The following is an 18,139-nucleotide window of genomic DNA, read 5'->3' as shown; positions in this document are numbered from 1 at the left end:
AGCAGCTACGTTTTTCAATCAAGCGCATTCAACAACGATTAATCAACGGCCACTGGCATAATAAACGTAAATGTTGTGCCTTGATTAACCGCACTTTCGAGCCAAATTCGCCCGCCCATCAATTGAATTAATGGTCGTACCAGCGAAAGCCCCAAGCCAGTACCACCAGCCTCAATCTTCAAGGGATTCTCGGTGCGATAGAAGCGCTCAAACACTTTTTCGTGCTCGCTGGCATCGATGCCCACGCCGCTATCTTTCACGGCCAAGGCCACGTAGCGCCGCCCAGCTGGCAAGCCATCGCGTTGCTTGGCTGGAATATCGTTGAAGTTGATTTCGTAGGCACGCACGCTAATTTTGCCGCCATTCGGCGTATATTTGATCGCGTTCGAAAGCACATTCGAGGCCACTTGGCGAATGCGCTCCATATCGCTCCATATTGTTGGCAAGTTGGGCGCGAGGCTCAGCGAGAATTCTTGCTGGCGTTGGCTAATTTCAGCTCGGGCATTGCCAACCACGCTGCTCATCACATCGGCAATCATCAAACGCGCCAGTTGCAATTCAACGCTGCCAGTTTCAATCTTGGTAATATCCAGCAAATCGTTGATGATCGCGATCATGCGCTCTGAGTTGTGAGCAATTGTGTTGAGAAATTCCTTCTGAGTTGGGTTAACTTCGCCCAACGAACCCATGGCCAGCAATTGGGTATAGCCTTTGATTGAGGTCATCGGCGTGCGCAACTCGTGCGAAACCGTGCCAATAAACTCAGTTTTCAGCCGATCTGATTCGACTTCGCGGGTAATATCGCGGCCAATCAAACAAGCCCCAAGCAATTCGCCGCGCTCAGTCATCACCGGAACCAAGGTCACGCTAATCGATTGCGTCCCGCGCTTGATGATAATATCTTGGGTTTGGGCTGAATCGGGGTTGCTCAACACCATGCCCAGCGGATCGCCTAGCAATTTGATCTGCAACGATTCAAGCAACTCGTCAAAACTTTGGGTCACCAACTCATCAAGTGGCCGATCAAGAATCGATTCGGCGGCAGCGTTGGCCAAAATAATATTGCGATCAAGATTAAACACAATTACTGCATCGTTGAGCGATTGCAAAATAGCGTTGTTCTGGCTCGAAACTTCTTCTTGATGGCGCAACATAGTCGAAAGCTTAATTGTGCGTTCGGCCAGATATTCGTATAGCTGCGCGTTATAAATTGCGATGGCAATTTCGCCAGCAATCGCTTTGAGCAAGCGCATATGGCTTTGATTGAAAAAGTGCGGAGTTGGATGCGAGAGCATCAGCACGCCCACAATATCGTCGCCAGCGATCAGCGGCATGCCGACCAAAGAGCCAGTATTTTTGCCAACTTCTTGACCAAAGGCATCAACTTGAACCCAACGATCATCATTGGTCACATCGTTAACCAAGGCTGGCTGGCGATGTTGGGCGATCCAGCCGACCAAGCCTTCGCCAATTTGGAAGCGCCGCGAGCCAAGCACATGCGAAATCCCAGCCAAGGTTGCGCGATCAACCAACAAGCCAGTTGCCGCATCGATCAGCATGACCGAGCCATGATGTACGCCAGTCAAATTGGCGAGGGCCTGCAAAATCCGATTCAGCAGCACATCAATTTCGAGAGTCGAAATATCGCGGGCAATATCAGCAATCGCTTCGAGGCGATCGCGTTCTTCGCTCAATTCGGCGGTGCGTTCGTCAACCTTACGTTCGAGGTCGGCGTTCAATTGCTGCACCGTGCTATACAACCGAATATTTTGCAGCGTAACCACAACTTGGTTGGCGACGGTACGCCAAAGATTCATCATCACATCGTCGATACGTTCGATGAGGGTTGAGCCTTGAGCCACCAAACAACCAAGCACATGCTTTTCTTGGCGCAGCGGCACAAACAACGCGCCTTGGCCAGCAATCATCCACGAGGTGCTGGCAGGCTCAATGACTGGTTGCAGTTGCACCATGCCTTGGGCCGTCGCCAATTTGAGGGCATCAGGCAAGTTTTGCGGATCAAGTGGCTGGCCAGTTAACCCAGCCCAATCATCACCCCAAGCATGTTCAATTAGCCACGTATCGTCGTCGATGCGCAAGACAATCGCACAGCGTTCTACCGTGAATGCCGAAAGAATCCGCGGGCCAATATCTTCGAGAATTTCGCGATCGAGCGAGGCGCTCATGGCTTGCGAAAGCTCATACAGCGTTGACATTTGCAAGGCAAAATAATCGGATTCGGAAGCCATTTGCGCTTGATGATCGAGCAAATATTCTGCTTGGGCAACTTGTTCGCGCAATTCGGCTTGCACTGTGGTGTTGTGGTGGTTAGTCAGCAAAATCGTACAGCGCTCAACCAATTGATCAAGCTCGTTTGACGATTGCCAGCGCGTAAGTTTGTGGGTTTGCAGCACATCGACAATTGCTGGGCGCAATTGAAAACTCAGCTGAATCAAGGTAGTTAATTCAAAGGCTTGCCAATCGATGCCCAACTCGACCAAAGCCACTTCGATGTCGGTTTGCTCTGTAGGTAACGTCAGCAGCAACTCATATAAACGTCGCACATGCACCGAGGGAAATTGACTGCCGTGGTTGGGCACAACGCTACTGAGTCGTTGCACCCAACGCGCAATCACTTGCTCAGCATTATCAATCAGAAATTGACGCAATTGAGGCGTAGACGTTTTCTGCATAGCGCATCCTTTTGGGCACGGCCTGAGGCAAGATTACTGGGTTTGGGCAATTAAAATCGTTACATCATCGGTGGTTTTGCCATAGCGTTCCATCAAGCCAAGCGCCAAGGATTCTGGGTTTTCGATCGCGTGGTGTAGCGCCGAATCGGTAATCATGCGCGTCGAAATCCCGTCGCTATACAAAACAAAAATATCACCAATGTTAAAGGTATAGGTCATTTCCAACAGGGTTGGTAATTGATTATGCCCGAGGATGCCATTTTTGGAAATAGGCTTAATCACCCGATCGCTAATGACATGAATACCAATATTACCTACGCCAATATAGCTGGCGCGCAGGTGGTCGAATTCGAGGCGCAATAGCCCGATGACTGCGCCGCGAGTGCCATGCAGCGCTTTATGACAACGCTCGATCAATTCTTTAAGTGGGCGAGTGGAATGTTGATGCAATTCTTCTAAGGCTAATTTGGTTGGCTTCGCTGCTTCAGCGCCCCCACCAAGACCATCGATCACCGCAATTAGGATGCTATTTTGGTTTTCGATTACCGCATAGCCATCGCCAGAGACCGATTGACCATATTTGCTGCGCGTTTGGGCGCTCCAGTTTAATCTCATTTTCGTCCTCCGCGTTCACGCCGACGAGGAAGCCATCGTCGTGCTCGAACGACCGTACCAACACCAACTTGGGATTCAATTTCGAATTCGTCCATCAACCGTTTAACCCCAGGCAATCCCGTGCCAAGGGTTTGCTTGGTGCTATAGCCATCACGTAAGGCAAGGGTTGTATCTGCAATGCCGGGTCCAATGTCGCTTGCCTCGATTTCAATACCAAATTGCTCGTTGGCTTCAATTTCGCGAACTGTGAGGCTGCCGCGCTCGGCGTGGGCCAAAATATTCCGAGTCAATTCTAGAATCGCAATTTCAATTCGCGTCCGATCAACATCGTCAAAGCCTAAGGCGCGCGATAATTCGCGTCCACGACTGACAGCGATGTAGACATCAACCTCACGAGCAATCGTCTGGGTCTGAGGTTCACGACTCATTATAGCGTTTCCGTTTTGGCTGCGATAGTGATGAAGATGACAACTAGCTTTCGTTTGCCAACCATAATTTAAGACCACGCTTGGCAAACTATGGTTGGCAGTATAGCACAGTTACTAGCGATCTACTAGCACTACTCGCGCCTGATTGGTTTGCTCAACAACCCGACCGACCAGTTGGGCATCGCTGATGGTTGCCAGCGCTTGCTCAGCCTGCTCGGCGGCAATAAACAAAATCATGCCCAAGCCCATGTTGAGCACATGATGGGCTTCGTGCTCGTCCATCGCTGCTTGTTCAACAATTAATTGAAAGATGGCAGGCACATGCCATGAGCCACGTACCAATTCAACCGTGACATCGGCGGGCAAAACACGGGGAATATTATCCCAAATGCCGCCACCAGTAATATGCGCCAAACCATGAATTGCTACGCCAGCTTGGCGTAAGGCCTGAACTTCGTGCAAGTAAGCCCGATGCGGAGCCAACAAGGCCTCGCCAATGCTCTGCCCAGCCAAGATTGCTGGTTGGCTAGCATAGCCCAATGGAGCACACACTTTGCGCGCCAACGAATAGCCATTGGTGTGCAAGCCAGTCGAAGGCAACGCAATTGCTACATCGCCAGGCTTGATTGCGCTGCCATCGAGCATATTGGCCCGATCAACCACGCCAACAATGGTGCCTGCTACATCAAAGGCCCCATCGTGATAAACTCCTGGCATTTCGGCAGTTTCGCCGCCAAGCAAGGCAATACCTGCATCGCGACATGCAGCGGCAAGCCCTTCAACCGCCGCAACAATCATGACTGGCTCAAGTTTTGAGGCCGCAATATAATCGAGAAAAAAGAGTGGCGTTGCACCTTGGCACAAAATATCATTAATACAATGGTTAACTAAATCGGCACCAATCGTGCGTACATCGCCAACGGCGGCGGCAACCGCTGTTTTGGTGCCAACGCCATCGGTCGAGGCCACCAACACCGGTTGGGCATGCTTGGTCGTGACCTCGGCTAGGTCAAAACAGCCGCCGAACGCGCCTAAACCGGCCAACACTGCTGGAGTATGGGTGGCCTTTACGGCGGCACCCATCTGTTGGATCGCATCCATCTTGGTTGCAATATCAACGCCAGCATCCTTATAGGTGGTCATGGTTGTCTACTCCAGTTCCGTATTGATTGGTTGTTGGCCTATTATAGAACATAGATAAGGATGAAGGATGAAGAACAAATCAAATATAGAACATAGAGCATAGAACATAGAACATAGATAAGGATGAAGGATGAGGGATGAAGAACAAGTCAGAAGGCAAAAGTCAAAAATCAAAAGTCAGAAGGTCAAAGGGGAAGAGAGGTCATGGATCAGGTGATTGGAAGAGAACAATAATCACACGAATCTGTGCAATCTGTGGCTAAAAATGTTCTATTTTTCAACCCAGAGGCGCAGAGAGGAGTTGAGGATCACTTTCAAGGATAGGTTTTAAGATCCCCTCACCCCAACCCCTCTCCCGCCCGCAGGCGAGGGGCTTTAGACGGTGGTTTTTGCGCCATTTTTTGGTACACAAGGGTCGGCTCCCCTCGCCCGCGTTCAGTGGGAGAGGGGCTGGGGGTGAGGGCATGATGCTGATTGCCAATCCAATGTATCATTACACATAGCCGATAGCCTAGAGCTACATTTCGCGATCTTCGCGCCCTTCGCGGTTTCGTCCTTCGTGTCCTTCGTGTCCTTCGTGGATCGAAACACTCCGATAGCCAAACGCCAATAGCCTATAGCCTTCGTGCTCTTCGTGCGCTTCGTGGATCGAAACAAACGATCCCCAAGCCTTACAAAATTTTTTGGAACCAGCGCAGCCAATTTTGACCCATGAGATTGGCAATATCGGTTTCCTGCCAGCCACGTGCCGCCAAGGCTTGGCCAATTTTGGGCAAATCGCTCCAGCGATCGATTTCCGCTGGAATCATTTCAACACCAAAGCCGCCGTCGAGGTCTGAGCCAAGTGCTACGTGGCGGCTATTGCCTGCAAGCTGGCAGACATGCTCAATCTGTGCCACCACATGCGCCAAATTAACGTGGTTTTTGCTGCCATCCCAATCGGCGCGCAGCATGCGGTTATACAGCGCAATCCCAATGACACCATCGCGCTCGATAATTGCTTTGATCATGGCATCGCTTAAGTAGCGATCTTGGTGCTCGGAGCCAGCCAACAAGCTGCGGCAATTGGAGTGCGAGGCTGCAATTAGCCCATTAAAATGCTCAATTGCTTGCCAAAAACTTTCCTCAGCCAGATGACTCGCATCGAGCGCCACCCCAAGCTCTTGCATCAAACCAAGTAGTTCAAAGCCAGCAGCAGTGAAGGGGCCAGGCTGCCCCGTGCCGCCAGCATAGCGGGTTGCTTGCCAAGCAGGCCCAAGCCAACGCAGGCCAGCAGCATGCCACTCGACCAACTCAGCAGGCGTGCGCAAGCCATCGGCTCCTTCCATCAAAAAGACCAAACCAGGCAGCGAGCCAGCGCCAGCTTGAATGGCCTCAAGCGCCTGTTGGTTGTCGATAAAGTGTAAGTGGCCAGCGGCACACTGCTGCTTGTACCAATTCAGTTGCTCCCATGCTTGATCGTGGGCTTCGTCGGGGGTTGCGTAGGCCACACCGTCAAGCGTGGTTTGGGCATCGGCGGGCAAAATAAAAATCGTGCCACACACAATGCTTGGCTGGTGCAAGCCAATTTCAGGCAAGGTTGTGGTCAGCGTGCCAGCCTCGGCAATCCATTCGGGCGTATGTTCGGCAGCGCGTTGGCGACCAACATCGACCGTTTGAGTCAAATCGCGGCCAAGGTTAATTGCGTTATAGGCCAAATCGAGGTGTGCATCAACGAGAATCATGAAACCTCATTCTAGCGAGCTAAGGCCCGTTTCTATTTCGGTGCGATGTAAGCGAATATGCAGTGCAATTCTATTTAATAGTTCATCAAGCGTCATGTGCTGCTTTTTGACAAACTCAACCGGCAATGCCAAATCGTTTGCTTGCAAGCTAGCGCAATAATCGGCCAATTGGCTGCCAGTTTTATCCCAATGCTGGCGAATTTCGGCAAAGCTTTTGCCGCGCCACGCCTCAACCTGCTCAATATTCATGCGATCAACATCAAAATCGGGGGCAAAGATTGGAGTTGTATTGCCTGTTTGGGATTGCTGCTGTTGTTTTTGGCCCAAGCGCAGCATTTGGCGCGAGGTTATGGCAATATGGGCCACAATGTCCCACGTGCTCCAGCCATCGTTGCGAATTGGCTTATGCAAATCGGCCTCTGCATGCTCGCCAACCAACGTCCAGACCCGCTCGGTTTCTTTGGCGTAATACTCGGCGGCTTTACTCGTCATTGAGATTTCTCCTTTGCACAGATTGATCTATCATAGCATATTCTGTTTTGCAGGAGCCGTCGATGAGCACTGAACGATTGTATTGGCACGATGCCTATTTGCGCGAATGGTCAGCCCAAATTATTGCCAGCGATCAGCAACGGGTTGCGCTTGATCGCAGCGCGTTTTATCCCGAAGCTGGCGGCCAGCCCGCCGACCATGGCTGGATTAACGGTGTGGCGGTGGTCGATGTTCAAATTGATGAGCAGGATGTGATTTGGCATACGCTGGCTGAACCAATCGAGGCCACCAATGTCGAATGTCGCTTGGATTGGCAGCGCCGCTTTGACCATATGCAACAACACCACGGCCAGCATTTACTTTCGGCGGCATTTGATCAGCTTTTCAATTGGCGTACGGTGGGCTTTCATCTCAGTGCCGAGTATGTGACGATTGATTTGACGACCAGCGCCGCCAGCCCTGAACAACTTGCCGAGGCCGAAGACTTAGCCAACCACATCATCTGGCAAAATCTGCCAATTCTAACGCGAATTGTCAGCGAGGATGAGCTAGCCAGCATCGCCCTACGCAAAGCTCCCACAGTTACAGGCGCAATTCGGGTTGTTTCAGCAGGCGATTTTGATCATTCAGCGTGTGGCGGAACCCACCCCAACGCCACTGGCGCAGTTGGTCAGATTCACATTCGGCGTAGCGAAAAGCGCGGCGATAGCCTACGGATTGAATTTGTCTGTGGTGGGCGCGCGTTGCAGGATTTGCGTTGGAAGAATGCCATGCTTGGGCGGATTGCTGCTGGTTTTAGTGTTGCGCCCAACCAAGCAGAGCAAGCAGTGGAGCGTTTGCGCGAACAAGAACACCAACTGCGCAAACAGTTGCAGCAAGCAGAGCAACAATTGCTCGAATTCGAGGCCAAAGCCTTGGTGGAAGAGGCCCAAACCATTGGCCAGCTCAAGGTCGTGGCCCAAGTGTGGCAGCGCGAACCGCAAAGCGTGCGCCAATTGGCGAATTTGGTCGCGCAAGCTGGCGGCGTAGCCTTGTTTGGCGTGGCAGCAAGCAAACCCCAATTAATCGTTGCTGGTCAGGGCCTCGATTGTGGCGCACTTTTGCGCCAGGTTGTCGCCGAATTTGGCGGCAAAGGTGGCGGCAGCGCCCAACAAGCCCAAGGTGGCATTGCGAATGCTCACGATTTAGCCGCCGCGATTGATTTGGCGCTGAGCAGATTAAGCTGAGGCTTGCTGCATGAGCCACAAATAGGCTTCGTTTAATGTATAGTTGTGGGCTGGTTGCAACGGATAATGGGCCAAGTATGGGCCAATCACCCGATACCAATAGCGCCCAGCCTGATAGCGACTGGCAGCGACAGCAAATTGTGGCTCATGCAATGGTTGCTCGGTTTCAAGCTCCCAAATTTGCTTAGTGCTTGCAAAAAAGCAATTCGCCAGCACAAAAGCAGGATTTGGCGCAAAATTTCCATTTTCCTCCTTTATAAAACGACTCTTTCACTTAGCTCAAGCGTAGCATAATCAATCAATTAGAAATTGTGCGCACAATTCATTAATAAATTATGAATTTATTTTTTAGTTATTTTATTATGTTAAACGCAAATAAGCTTCAATAATTTGAAACTTGATTATATATGAGCTGCTTTATTTGGAGCATTAATCGTGGATTTTTTGTTATTGAATGGTGTTGATTGTGGCAGGAATGTTGTGGCAAGCAGCAGGAAGTAGTTAATCCTCACCCTAGCTTATAGTAACAATTGGCTTGATTATAACGCGAGGATTGCTGGTGTCAAATTAATGTTAGGCAATAGATGATATAAAAAGCCCCACTGCTATTGCTAGCAGCAGGGCTTGCAGTTGTTTAGCTACGGATTTGTACGCCTAATTCACGTTCAAGCTGCTTGAGCAACTTTTCGCGGGTCTTGAGCAAATCTTTGTCGGCCAAGGTGCGGTCGGGCGCGCGGAAGCGCAGGCGGAAGGCCAAACTGCGCTGGCCAGCAGGAATTGGCGCGCCAGTATACACATCGAACAAGCGCACATCTTCCAAGAATTCGCCACCATATTGCTTGATCGTCTTGGCAATCAGGTCGGCTGCTAGCTCGTCGTTGGCAACCAGGGCCAAATCCTGCACTGTGGCAGGGAAGCGCGAGATGCTGGCATATTTGGTTGGCGTGCTGACCTTGAGCAGGTGATCAACGCTTAATTCGGCAACACAAACCCGTTGCACGCTGAAGCCAAAACGATCGCGTACCAATGGGTGTAATTCGCCAAACACGCCAATTTCAAGCTCATCGACGACAATTTTGGCGCTGCGGCCTGGATGCAAACGCTCATCGCTCGCCACTTGGAAACTGGCTCGTTCGCGCAAGCCATGACGACGCAGCACTTCTTCAATTACGCCTTTGAGGTCGAAGAAATCGAAGCCCTCTGGCTCGGGCTGGCTCCAGGTGCTGGTTTGGCGTGTGCCAGCCAAAATCAGTGCTACGTTGCGTGGTTCGTCGGGCAGCAATTGGCCAACAACTGGATCAAAGACAGCGCCAATTTCAAATAAGGCAACCCGCTCGCGTTCGCGCAAATCGCCAACCACAATGCTCAGCAATTCGGGCAACATTGAACGCCGCATCACCGAGCGATCGGGCGTTAATGGGTTTTCCAAGCGCACGAATTGGGCAGCAGTTGCGCCATTTTCGCTCACATAGATTGAGTTTTGCAGCGTTTCGTTGCTCAACGAATAGCTAATCGCTTCATCCAAGCCCGCAGCCACCAACATATCGCGCAAACGTTCAGTGGCTTCGAACAATGGATTTGCGCGCTGGGTTGGCAAGGTATCGGCCATTAGGGCTTCGGGAATCTCATCGTAGCCATACATGCGGGCCACATCTTCGAGCAAATCGGCTTCGATCTCAACATCGGTGCGATGCGCTGGCACCAGCACATGCAAGGCTGGGCCACGGCTCGATTCGACCACGGCGCATTCATAGCCCAAGCGGCTGAGCAAATTGGCCACTTCGGTTAGCGCAAGCTCAATCCCCAAAATGCGCTTAACTTCGCCCAAGGCTAACTCAATTTCGCGGCGGGTGAATGGCTCAGGGCAAACATCAACCAAGCCATTGGCAATCGTGCCGCCAGCAAGTTGCTGAATTAAGTTCAAACCGCGAATCGTTGTGCGTGGTGGGAGCGTTGGGTCAACGCCCTTCTCGAAACGTTTTGAGGCTTCGGAGAAGAGTTTGAAATGCTGAGCGGTGCGCCGAATCGCAATGGGATTCCACAACGCCGCTTCATACAATACATTAACCGTGCTATCGCTAATTTCCGAGGCCGCGCCACCCATCACCCCAGCTAAGCTTGATGGGCCGTTGGGATCGGCCACAACCGTATCGATTAGGCGCAATTCACGCACAATGTGATCGAGGGTTTCGAGCTTTTCGCCAGCAGCAGCAGGACGAATAATCAAGCGGCCTTGGGCAACTTGATCGGCATCGAAGGCATGGCTTGGCTCGCCAAGCTCCAACATCACATAGTTGGTGATGTCGGCAATGTTGTTGATTGGGCGTTGGCCAGCTAAGCGCAAGCGGCGTTGCATCCACCATGGCGAGGGTGCAATTGTCACACCTTCGATCAAGCCAGCAACAAAGCGTGGGCAAATGCTCGAATCGACAATCTCGACCTGAATTTTGTCGGCGATAGCTGGGCCGTTGCTTGGCAAATCGAAGCTGGGCATGCGCAATTCGCCGCCGGTGAAGGCCGCAACTTCGCGGGCCACCCCAAGGATGCTCAAGGTATGGGCATAATTCGGCGTGGTTTCAATTTCCAACACTGCATCGCCCCAATAATCGGCCAAGGGCGTGCCAACCGGCGCATCATCGGGCAAGAAGATAATGCCTTCGTGCTCGTCGGAGAGCGCCAATTCCATCTCCGAGCAGACCATGCCTTCGGAAGGCACGCCGCGCAGTTTGGTTGGCTTGAGCGTCAACCATTGACGGGTTTCGCTATGGCCATCGAGCAAGCGTGCGCCTTTGGTGGCGAGCACCACTTTTTGGCCGCTCATGCCAAATTCAATATTGGGAGCGCCAGTAACCACGGTTAATTCGCGGCCTTCGCCATAGGCAATTTTGGGCAATTTTAGGCGTTCAGCGTTGGGGTGCGGCTGCACATCAACAATCTGGCCCACAACAATCGTCTCGCGATCCCACGGGATATACTCTGGTGGGGTGGCGCTACCCAAATCTGGGGCCCAAGCCGAGCCAGCGGGAGCTTGCAGCCCGACGTAATCAATGCTGGCAACTTCCAAGCCCGCCCGCGTGAGCCGCTCGGCCAATTCTTCAGGACTCATCGTTATATCAACAAATTCGCGTAACCACGAAAGCGGTACTCGCATGCCGTTTTACCTCATCGTATCTAGTAGTTTCAGCCAATCAGCATTATACAAGATAAGCCAACAATATAAAGGATGAGGGATGAAGGATGAAGAACATAGAACATAGAACATAGAACATAGGATAGGGATCAGGGGCTATCAGGGGTCAGCATGTTAACGCAGAGAACCGATGGCTATGGGCTGAAGGCTATTGGCTAACGGGGAATTGGTGAAATTCGTGCAATTCGTGGCTATAAGTCTTTGTGCGCTTCGTGGATCAATCTCGATTGTAGGGACAAGGAATCTCCGAAAGCCAATAGCCAAGTTTGTTATGTTCTATGCTCTTCATGTCCTTCGTGCCCTTCTTGTCCTTCGTGGATCAAACCTAGAGTGATGGTTGGCTTCATCCCTCATACTTCATCCTTCATCCTTTCTAGGGCTTCATCCCTCATAATTCATCCTTCATCCTTTTTCATGACGCAGTGTGTCTAAAAATAAAGCTATCTGACGGCATGCAATGCGATATGCTATAATAGCCAATGGTATAAAAGGCCCTGTCAACGACGACAATACACACCTTAATTCCTTATTTAAAAGACGTTCTATCCGTGTTGATAGAACGGCCATGGTATGGCTTTTCTTCTTCTGCAACCCTCGATAAAGGAGCCTTGATGGAAAAGCAAGATTTACTTGCCGATTACCGCACGATGGTGCTGATTCGCTCATTTGAAGAACATTGCCAGCAGCAGTACACCCGTGCTCGGATCGGTGGCTTCTTGCACTTATATGTTGGGCAAGAAGCAGTCGCGGTTGGTGCGATTGGTGCCTTGAAAGCACAAGACCACTTAGTAACTCACTATCGCGACCATGGTCACGCCCTTGCTCGTGGCCTCGAACCAAAACCTTTGATGGCTGAATTGTTTGGCCGCAGCACTGGCACCGGTAAAGGCAAAGGCGGCTCAATGCACTTTGCTGATAAAAATAAAAATTTCTGGGGCGGTTACGCCATCGTTGGTGCGCATTTGCTGTTGGCCATGGGCATTGCCTACTCGATCAAATACAAACGTGAAGTGCTTGGCGAAGCCGATCAAGATGGCGTTGTCATGTGTTTCTTTGGCGATGGCGCAACCAATGGCGGCGAATTCTACGAAGCCGTCAGCATGGCAGCGCTCTACAAATTGCCAATCGTTTTCCTGTGCGAAAACAACGAATTTGCCATGGGTACGCCGCTGAGCGTGCATACCTCGGTCACGGAAATTCACAAAAAAGCTTCGCCCTTTATGCCAGGTGAGCGCGTGAATGGCAACGATGTTGAAGAAATGCGCGCCCGCGCCCTTCACGCCGTCAACCATGCCCGCACCGAAGGCCCCTATTTCCTTGAAGCGATGACCTACCGTCTGCGTGGTCACTCAGCTGCCGACCCCCAAATGTATCGTACTCGCGACGACATTAACGCTCGGCGCTCAGGCGACCCAATTGCTTTGCTCAAGCAAAAACTAATCGATCAAAACTTGTTAACTGAAAAACAAGCCAAGCAAATCGATAAAGAAGTTGAAAAGGAAATGGATGCAGTGGTGCAATTTGCCGAAGAAAGCCCTGCCCCAGACCTGAGCGAAGCATGGACCGAAATCTACTCGAAGCCGCTCTAAGGAGATATCAATGCCCGTTATAACCTACTCGGAAGCCTTGCGCCAAGCATTGCGCGAAGCAATGACCAACGATCCACGGGTGTTTATCATTGGTGAAGATGTTGTTCACTACGATAGCGCTTACGGTGTGACCAAAGGGTTTTTAAAAGAGTTTGGCCCCGAACGCATCAAAGATATGCCAATTGCTGAAGCTGGCTATGCTGGCTTAGGCATCGGTGCAGCCATGAACGGCTTACGCCCAGTCGTTGAAATGATGACCACCAACTTTGCAATTTTGGCGCTCGATATGATTATCAACCACGCCGCTAAATTGCACTATATGTTCGGTGGCCAGTTTACCTGCCCAATTGTTTTCCGCATGCCCAACGGCTACGGTCAATTGAGCGCCACCCACTCGCAAGCCTTCGATAACTACTACGCCTACATGCCCGGCTTGAAGGTGGTTGTGCCCGGCACGCCATACGATGCCAAAGGCTTGATGAAGGCCGCCATCGAAGATCCCGATCCCGTGATTTTCATCGAACACACTGGGATTTACAACATCAAGGGCGAAGTGCCAGAGGAAAGCTATACGGTTCCGATTGGCAAATCAAACTTGTTGCACGATGGCAAAGATGTGACGATCGTGGGCTATGGCCGCATGATTCCTTACTGCCAACAAGCAGTTGAAACCTTGGCCAGCGAAGGCATCGACGCTGCCTTGGTCGACTTGCGCACCATTCGTCCGCTCGATATGGAGCCAGTCTTGGAAAGTTTCCGCAAAACCAACCGCGCTGTAATTGCCACCGAAGAGTGGACCTCCGTTGGCGTTGGCTCGGAAATTGCCGCTCGCTTGTATACCGAAGGCTTTGATCACTTGGACGCTCCAATTTGGCGCGTAGGCTTTGACGAAGTGCCTATGCCTTATGCCAAAAACTTGGAAGCCCACGTGGTGCCAAATGCCGATTCAGTCATTCAAGCAGTCAAGAATGTGCTGGCAGGCAAGACCCAAAAGATTCGGCAGCAGTAGTTTGAGGTTAGGTGGCTTAGCAGGCAGCTAAAGAAAACGGTTTCACAGATTCCAAAGCTGGCTGCTAAGCCACCAACACACGAGGTCACGATGGCGAAGAAACTAGAAATGCCCAAAATGGGCTACGATATGGTCGAAGGTACTTTGGCCAAATGGTTGAAACAGCCAGGCGATGAAGTTTCGCGTGGTGAGCCAATTGCTGAAGTCGAAACCGATAAGGTCACGATTGAAATCGAGGCTTTTGAGGCGGGCAAAATTATAAAATTCTTGGTCAACGAAGGCGATACCGTGCCAGTCGGCGCGCCGATTGCCGAAATTGACGATGGCTCAGGCGATGAAGAAGCCGAGGAATCGGCAGAAGCCAACGCCAGCGTTACGCCATCAAGCGATGCGCCTGCGGTCGGCGAGGGTGCCGAAGCAGCCCCAACCGCCCCAGCAGTTGCCGCTCAACCAGAAAAAGTTGAAGCAGCACCAGCTGAAAGTGCTCCCGCTGAATCAACAGGCCGCTTGGTGGCAACGCCTGTTGCGCGCGGTTTGGCCGAACAACGCGGCGTAAATTTGGCAGGCCTCAAAGGCTCAGGCCCTGATGGCCGGATTGTCAAAGCCGATGTCTTGGCCGCTGCCAGCGAACCAAAAGCTGCGCCTGCCGCTGCTGCTGCACCTGCTGTCAGCGAACCAAAAGCTGCGCCTGCCGCCGCTGCTGCACCAGTAGCATCGCCAGTGCCAGCACCAGTTGGCTTGGTCTTTGCACCACCAGCACCAAACGCGGTCTACAGCGAAGAGCCACTTTCACGCTTGCGCCAAACCGCTGCCAAGCGCATGGTCGAAAGCCAACAGCAAGTGCCACCATTCTTCGTTACTTCAACGATTGAAATGGATGCAATTCAAGAGCTTTTGCCCAAATTGCGTGAAGCCCACGGCGGCAAGCTTTCAGTCACCGAATTGCTGCTCAAAGCTTGTGCAATTGCGCTGAAGAAATTCCCTTCACTTAATGCAACCTTTGCTGGCGATAAGTTGTTGGTGCACAAAGATGTTCACATCAGCGTGGCCGTAGCAACCGATGCAGGTTTGTTGGCTCCCGTCGTGCGCAACTGCGATAGCCTGAGCCTCGGCGCAATCTCTAGCCAAATGCGCGATGTGATTGGCCGAACCCGCGAAGGCAAGGCTGGCCTCGATGATCTCCAAGGCGGCACGTTCACCGTCAGCAACTTGGGGATGTTCGATGTAACCAACTTCATTGCGATTATCACGCCACCGCAAAGCGCAATCTTGGCTGTTGGCAGCACAATTGCCACCCCAGTTGTCCGCGATGGCGAGATTGTGATTCGTCACTTGATGAATCTCACGGTTTCAGCCGACCACCGCGCAACCGATGGTGCAACCGTTGCTCAGTTCTTGGTCGAACTCAAGAACTTGCTGCAAAACCCATTCAAGCTCTTGCTCTAAATTAATTGCATCAGGCTTGAATTTCGCCTCTTGCTCGCTTCGGCGGGCGAGGGGCCTTTTTTTAGGGATGAGGGATGAAGAGGAACATAGAACAGAGAGCATAGAACATATGGCTGTAGACTATAGGCTATCGGACGTTTCGTGGGTCAAAAGCCAAAAGCCAATAGCCAATAGACTCATCTTCGTGTCCTTCGTGGATCAAATACTTAACGCAGAGGGGCAGAGAAACCGATGGCTATAGGCTGGAGGCTTTGGGCTTTGGGAACGATAATCAAACAAATCTGTGGAATCTGTGGCTAAAAATAATTATTCGTGGAATTCGTGCAATTCGTGGCTAAAAAAAATTAACCCTCGTGGATCAATTTCATCCCTCATCCCTCATCCTTCATCCTTTGCTCGGCGTTGACGGGCGGCCTCGAACAACAGCACACTGCCTGCAACCGCAGCATTCAACGATTCGAGCGCGCCAAGCATGGGGATGGTGATGGTGCTGGCATAGCTGAGGGTTGTAGCTGAAACCCCATTTGCTTCGTTGCCGATAATCAGCACAGTTGGTTGATTGAGATCAGCCTGATCATAGGCCAGCAGCGAAGCTTGCACCGCAGCAAAACGTTGCGGGCAATGCTCAATCAAGGGCAAAGCAGTTTCCCATTGCAGGCCATCGACGATTGGCAAGCGAAAGTGCACGCCCATGCCCGAGCGCACAACCTTGGGACTCCACACATCGGCAGTGCCTTGCAAACACAGCACTTGGCCAACGCCAGCCGCTTCGGCGGAGCGCAACAACGTGCCGACATTACCAGGATCTTGCACCCCATCGAGCATCAAGATTAACGACGCTGGTTGGCTGCTAATTTGCGGCATTGGAAGCGCGGCAATAATCCCTTGCGGCGTTTCAACATCGCTAATTCCAGCCAAAATCGCTGGGGTTGTCGCAAAAGCATTGGGCAATGCAGCCAGTTGATCAAGCAGTTGTTGACCGCGTTCGGTGCTTGCTAATTGCTCAGGCACATACAGTAGGACGCTTGGTTGGCCACCATGCAGCGCTTCGGCGACCAAACGCACCCCTTCAACAACAAACCTGCGCTCATTGTGACGATCCTTGCGGGAACGCAGCAATGAGCGCAGGTATTTAACGTGATGATTGGCAGCGCTGGTAATGAGGTCGCTCACACAGCACCGTGCCTTGAACTAGGCCAAAGCTTGCTTAGCTTGAGCAACAATTGCCGTGAAAGCGGCAGCATCGCGCACAGCCAAGTCGGCCAATTGGCGGCGATCAATTAAGATCCCAGCTTTGTTCAAGCCATTGATCAAATTGCTATAGCTCAAACCGTTCAAGCGCGCAGCAGCGTTGATCCGCACGATCCACAAGCGGCGGAAATCGCGTTTGCGGTTACGGCGGTCACGGTATGCGTAGGCCAATGCCTTCATGACTGCTTCGTGAGCGGTTTTATAGTTGTGTGAACGGCTGCCGCGGAAACCCTTGGCTTGATTCAAAAGCTTCTTGTGACGCTTGTGCGTCATAATGCCACGTTTGATACGTGCCATCGAGATACCTCCAAAAGAGTACAGTCAACATGCTGGCGAGACGGTACAGGAGCATTGCAAAGCTTGTAACCCTGATCCCGCTACGAACCAGCACTCATTTTCCGACGAACGAACTATTTCAGGCCGTAAGGCAATGAGCGTTGCAGACGCTTCACGTCTGATGGGCTCACTGGGAACATCTTATCGAGAGCCTGCTTGACCCGGGTTGATTTGCGGCGGCGGAAGTGGCTTTTGCCACCCTTGGTGCGCATAATTTTACCGGTGCCAGTGATTTTAAAGCGGCGCTTGGCCTGCTTGTTGGTCTTCATCTTCGGCATCGAAATCAATATCTCCTAATGATGATGGTGGAGCCGGTTTATCGCTACGTTTCGCAGGTTGTTGCGTTTTGCTTGGTGATGGGGCCATGATCAACGAATAGGCCCGACCTTCGAGCGTGGGTTTTTGCTCAAGCACCCCATGATCGCGTAAATCCTCGGCAATTTGCTCAAGCATATCGCGGCCAATTTCAGGGTGAGTGATTTCGCGCCCACGGAAACGTACCGAGAACTTCACTTTGTGCCCATCTTCGAGGAAACGGCGAGCATTGTTCACCTTTACCTGCAAGTCATGGGTGTCGGTGCGCGGCTGCATGCGAATCTCTTTCAGTTCGACCTGTTTTTGATTCTTGCGGGCTTCGCGTTCTTTCTTGGTTTGCTCGTAGCGGTACTTGCCGTAATCCATTAGGCGGCAAACCGGCGGGCTAGCATTCGGGGCAACCTCAACTAAGTCGAGATCGCGGTCATGTGCCATGTCGAGCGCATCACGGGTCGTGATGATCCCAACTTGCTCCCCGTTTTCGTCGATCAGACGCACTTCGCGCACGCGAATCCGATTATTGATTCGTAGCTTGTCTCTGATAGGAGGCTCCTTCCAAAAAAGGACATCAAAACACAACAAAGCCCTAAACGCGACCTCATCAGCGTTAGGGTGTTGGCTCGGCCAACTATAGCATAATCTTCGCCATAAGTCAAAGATTTTGTTGCTTAATCTGATTAAT

Annotated in this window: 16 protein-coding genes; 4 read left to right on the top strand and 12 right to left on the bottom strand. The window is 51.7% G+C overall.

The genetic code is table 11. The features are described 5' to 3' along the window. Positions 1–38 precede the first annotated feature (38 nt). The 6 genes from C5S61_RS04170 to C5S61_RS04145 all read right to left on the bottom strand — a co-directional run bounded on the left by C5S61_RS04170 (position 39) and on the right by C5S61_RS04145 (position 7,095). Positions 39–2,693 carry a GAF domain-containing protein gene (locus tag C5S61_RS04170; RefSeq protein ID WP_110513836.1) on the bottom strand — a complete coding sequence of 885 codons (2,655 nt, stop codon included), beginning with the start codon at positions 2,691–2,693 and terminating at the stop codon, positions 39–41. A 33-nt stretch (positions 2,694–2,726) separates the two neighbouring features. Next, positions 2,727–3,308: a SpoIIE family protein phosphatase gene (locus tag C5S61_RS04165; RefSeq protein ID WP_110513835.1), complete on the bottom strand. Its 582-nt coding sequence runs from the start codon at positions 3,306–3,308 to the stop codon at positions 2,727–2,729. Then, entirely contained in the window at positions 3,305–3,736 is a 432-nt protein-coding gene (locus tag C5S61_RS04160; RefSeq protein ID WP_110513834.1) for an anti-sigma regulatory factor, read from the bottom strand. Before C5S61_RS04160 ends, C5S61_RS04165 begins: the two co-directional genes overlap by 4 nt. Positions 3,737–3,850: 114 nt before the next feature. Beyond that, positions 3,851–4,879 (bottom strand): phosphoribosylformylglycinamidine cyclo-ligase, encoded by a 1,029-nt coding sequence (gene purM / locus C5S61_RS04155; protein ID WP_110513833.1) that lies wholly within the window; start codon positions 4,877–4,879, stop codon positions 3,851–3,853. Positions 4,880–5,550: 671 nt separating this feature from the next. Next, positions 5,551–6,603: a dipeptidase gene (locus C5S61_RS04150; RefSeq protein ID WP_110513832.1), complete on the bottom strand. Its 1,053-nt coding sequence runs from the start codon at positions 6,601–6,603 to the stop codon at positions 5,551–5,553. Between the two features lie 6 nt (positions 6,604–6,609). Beyond that, complete coding sequence (locus tag C5S61_RS04145) at positions 6,610–7,095, bottom strand: DinB family protein (protein ID WP_110513831.1); 486 nt, start codon at positions 7,093–7,095, stop codon at positions 6,610–6,612. A gap of 62 nt (positions 7,096–7,157) precedes the next feature. Here C5S61_RS04145 and C5S61_RS04140 point away from each other — a divergent pair, with 62 nt between their 5' ends. After that, the gene (locus C5S61_RS04140; protein ID WP_110513830.1) at positions 7,158–8,321 is read left to right on the top strand and encodes an alanyl-tRNA editing protein; all 1,164 of its coding nucleotides are present in this window, start codon (positions 7,158–7,160) and stop codon (positions 8,319–8,321) included. On the opposite strand, the gene C5S61_RS26760 is transcribed toward C5S61_RS04140, so the two are convergent. Both C5S61_RS26760 and pheT read right to left on the bottom strand, forming a co-directional pair. Further along, positions 8,313–8,474 carry a hypothetical protein gene (locus C5S61_RS26760; protein WP_164689219.1) on the bottom strand — a complete coding sequence of 54 codons (162 nt, stop codon included), beginning with the start codon at positions 8,472–8,474 and terminating at the stop codon, positions 8,313–8,315. The genes C5S61_RS04140 and C5S61_RS26760 overlap by 9 nt on opposite strands. A 481-nt stretch (positions 8,475–8,955) precedes the next feature. Next, positions 8,956–11,472 carry a phenylalanine--tRNA ligase subunit beta gene (gene pheT / locus C5S61_RS04130; RefSeq protein WP_110513828.1) on the bottom strand — a complete coding sequence of 839 codons (2,517 nt, stop codon included), beginning with the start codon at positions 11,470–11,472 and terminating at the stop codon, positions 8,956–8,958. 650 nt (positions 11,473–12,122) lie between these two features. Here pheT and pdhA point away from each other — a divergent pair. The 3 genes from pdhA to C5S61_RS04115 all read left to right on the top strand — a co-directional run bounded on the left by pdhA (position 12,123) and on the right by C5S61_RS04115 (position 15,555). Continuing rightward, entirely contained in the window at positions 12,123–13,100 is a 978-nt protein-coding gene (pdhA, locus tag C5S61_RS04125; RefSeq protein WP_054535722.1) for a pyruvate dehydrogenase (acetyl-transferring) E1 component subunit alpha, read from the top strand. Positions 13,101–13,110: 10 nt separating this feature from the next. After that, a complete protein-coding gene (locus tag C5S61_RS04120) occupies positions 13,111–14,109 on the top strand; it encodes an alpha-ketoacid dehydrogenase subunit beta (protein WP_110513827.1) in 999 nt (332 codons plus the stop codon). 90 nt (positions 14,110–14,199) lie between these two features. After that, positions 14,200–15,555: a dihydrolipoamide acetyltransferase family protein gene (locus C5S61_RS04115; RefSeq protein ID WP_110513826.1), complete on the top strand. Its 1,356-nt coding sequence runs from the start codon at positions 14,200–14,202 to the stop codon at positions 15,553–15,555. Positions 15,556–15,933: 378 nt separating this feature from the next. On the opposite strand, the gene C5S61_RS04110 is transcribed toward C5S61_RS04115, so the two are convergent. The 4 genes from C5S61_RS04110 to infC form a co-directional block, all read right to left on the bottom strand. After that, entirely contained in the window at positions 15,934–16,728 is a 795-nt protein-coding gene (locus C5S61_RS04110; RefSeq protein WP_110513825.1) for a TrmH family RNA methyltransferase, read from the bottom strand. A gap of 18 nt (positions 16,729–16,746) precedes the next feature. Beyond that, a complete protein-coding gene (rplT, locus tag C5S61_RS04105; protein WP_110513824.1) occupies positions 16,747–17,103 on the bottom strand; it encodes a 50S ribosomal protein L20 in 357 nt (118 codons plus the stop codon). Between the two features lie 113 nt (positions 17,104–17,216). Beyond that, entirely contained in the window at positions 17,217–17,420 is a 204-nt protein-coding gene (rpmI, locus tag C5S61_RS04100) for a 50S ribosomal protein L35 (RefSeq protein WP_054535718.1), read from the bottom strand. Beyond that, positions 17,377–17,964, bottom strand: coding sequence for a translation initiation factor IF-3 (gene infC / locus C5S61_RS04095; protein ID WP_439109047.1), 588 nt, complete (start codon positions 17,962–17,964; stop codon positions 17,377–17,379). Before infC ends, rpmI begins: the two co-directional genes overlap by 44 nt. Positions 17,965–18,139 lie beyond the last annotated feature (175 nt).

This window comes from Herpetosiphon llansteffanensis, assembly GCF_003205875.1.
Taxonomy (GTDB): Bacteria; Chloroflexota; Chloroflexia; order Chloroflexales; family Herpetosiphonaceae; genus Herpetosiphon; species Herpetosiphon llansteffanensis.
This window is presented reverse-complemented; position numbering and strand designations above follow the sequence as displayed.

What these genes read in the sequence shown, in the direction of transcription:
- C5S61_RS04170 (WP_110513836.1), bottom strand. Translation starts at nt 2,693, where the DNA reads ATGCAGAAAACGTCTACGCCTCAATTGCGTCAATTTCTGATTGATAAT.
- C5S61_RS04165 (WP_110513835.1), bottom strand. Translation starts at nt 3,308, where the DNA reads ATGAGATTAAACTGGAGCGCCCAAACGCGCAGCAAATATGGTCAATCG.
- C5S61_RS04160 (WP_110513834.1), bottom strand. Translation starts at nt 3,736, where the DNA reads ATGAGTCGTGAACCTCAGACCCAGACGATTGCTCGTGAGGTTGATGTC.
- purM (WP_110513833.1), bottom strand. Translation starts at nt 4,879, where the DNA reads ATGACCACCTATAAGGATGCTGGCGTTGATATTGCAACCAAGATGGAT.
- C5S61_RS04150 (WP_110513832.1), bottom strand. Translation starts at nt 6,603, where the DNA reads ATGATTCTCGTTGATGCACACCTCGATTTGGCCTATAACGCAATTAAC.
- C5S61_RS04145 (WP_110513831.1), bottom strand. Translation starts at nt 7,095, where the DNA reads ATGACGAGTAAAGCCGCCGAGTATTACGCCAAAGAAACCGAGCGGGTC.
- C5S61_RS04140 (WP_110513830.1), top strand. Translation starts at nt 7,158, where the DNA reads ATGAGCACTGAACGATTGTATTGGCACGATGCCTATTTGCGCGAATGG.
- pheT (WP_110513828.1), bottom strand. Translation starts at nt 11,472, where the DNA reads ATGCGAGTACCGCTTTCGTGGTTACGCGAATTTGTTGATATAACGATG.
- pdhA (WP_054535722.1), top strand. Translation starts at nt 12,123, where the DNA reads ATGGAAAAGCAAGATTTACTTGCCGATTACCGCACGATGGTGCTGATT.
- C5S61_RS04120 (WP_110513827.1), top strand. Translation starts at nt 13,111, where the DNA reads ATGCCCGTTATAACCTACTCGGAAGCCTTGCGCCAAGCATTGCGCGAA.
- C5S61_RS04115 (WP_110513826.1), top strand. Translation starts at nt 14,200, where the DNA reads ATGGCGAAGAAACTAGAAATGCCCAAAATGGGCTACGATATGGTCGAA.
- rplT (WP_110513824.1), bottom strand. Translation starts at nt 17,103, where the DNA reads ATGGCACGTATCAAACGTGGCATTATGACGCACAAGCGTCACAAGAAG.
- rpmI (WP_054535718.1), bottom strand. Translation starts at nt 17,420, where the DNA reads ATGCCGAAGATGAAGACCAACAAGCAGGCCAAGCGCCGCTTTAAAATC.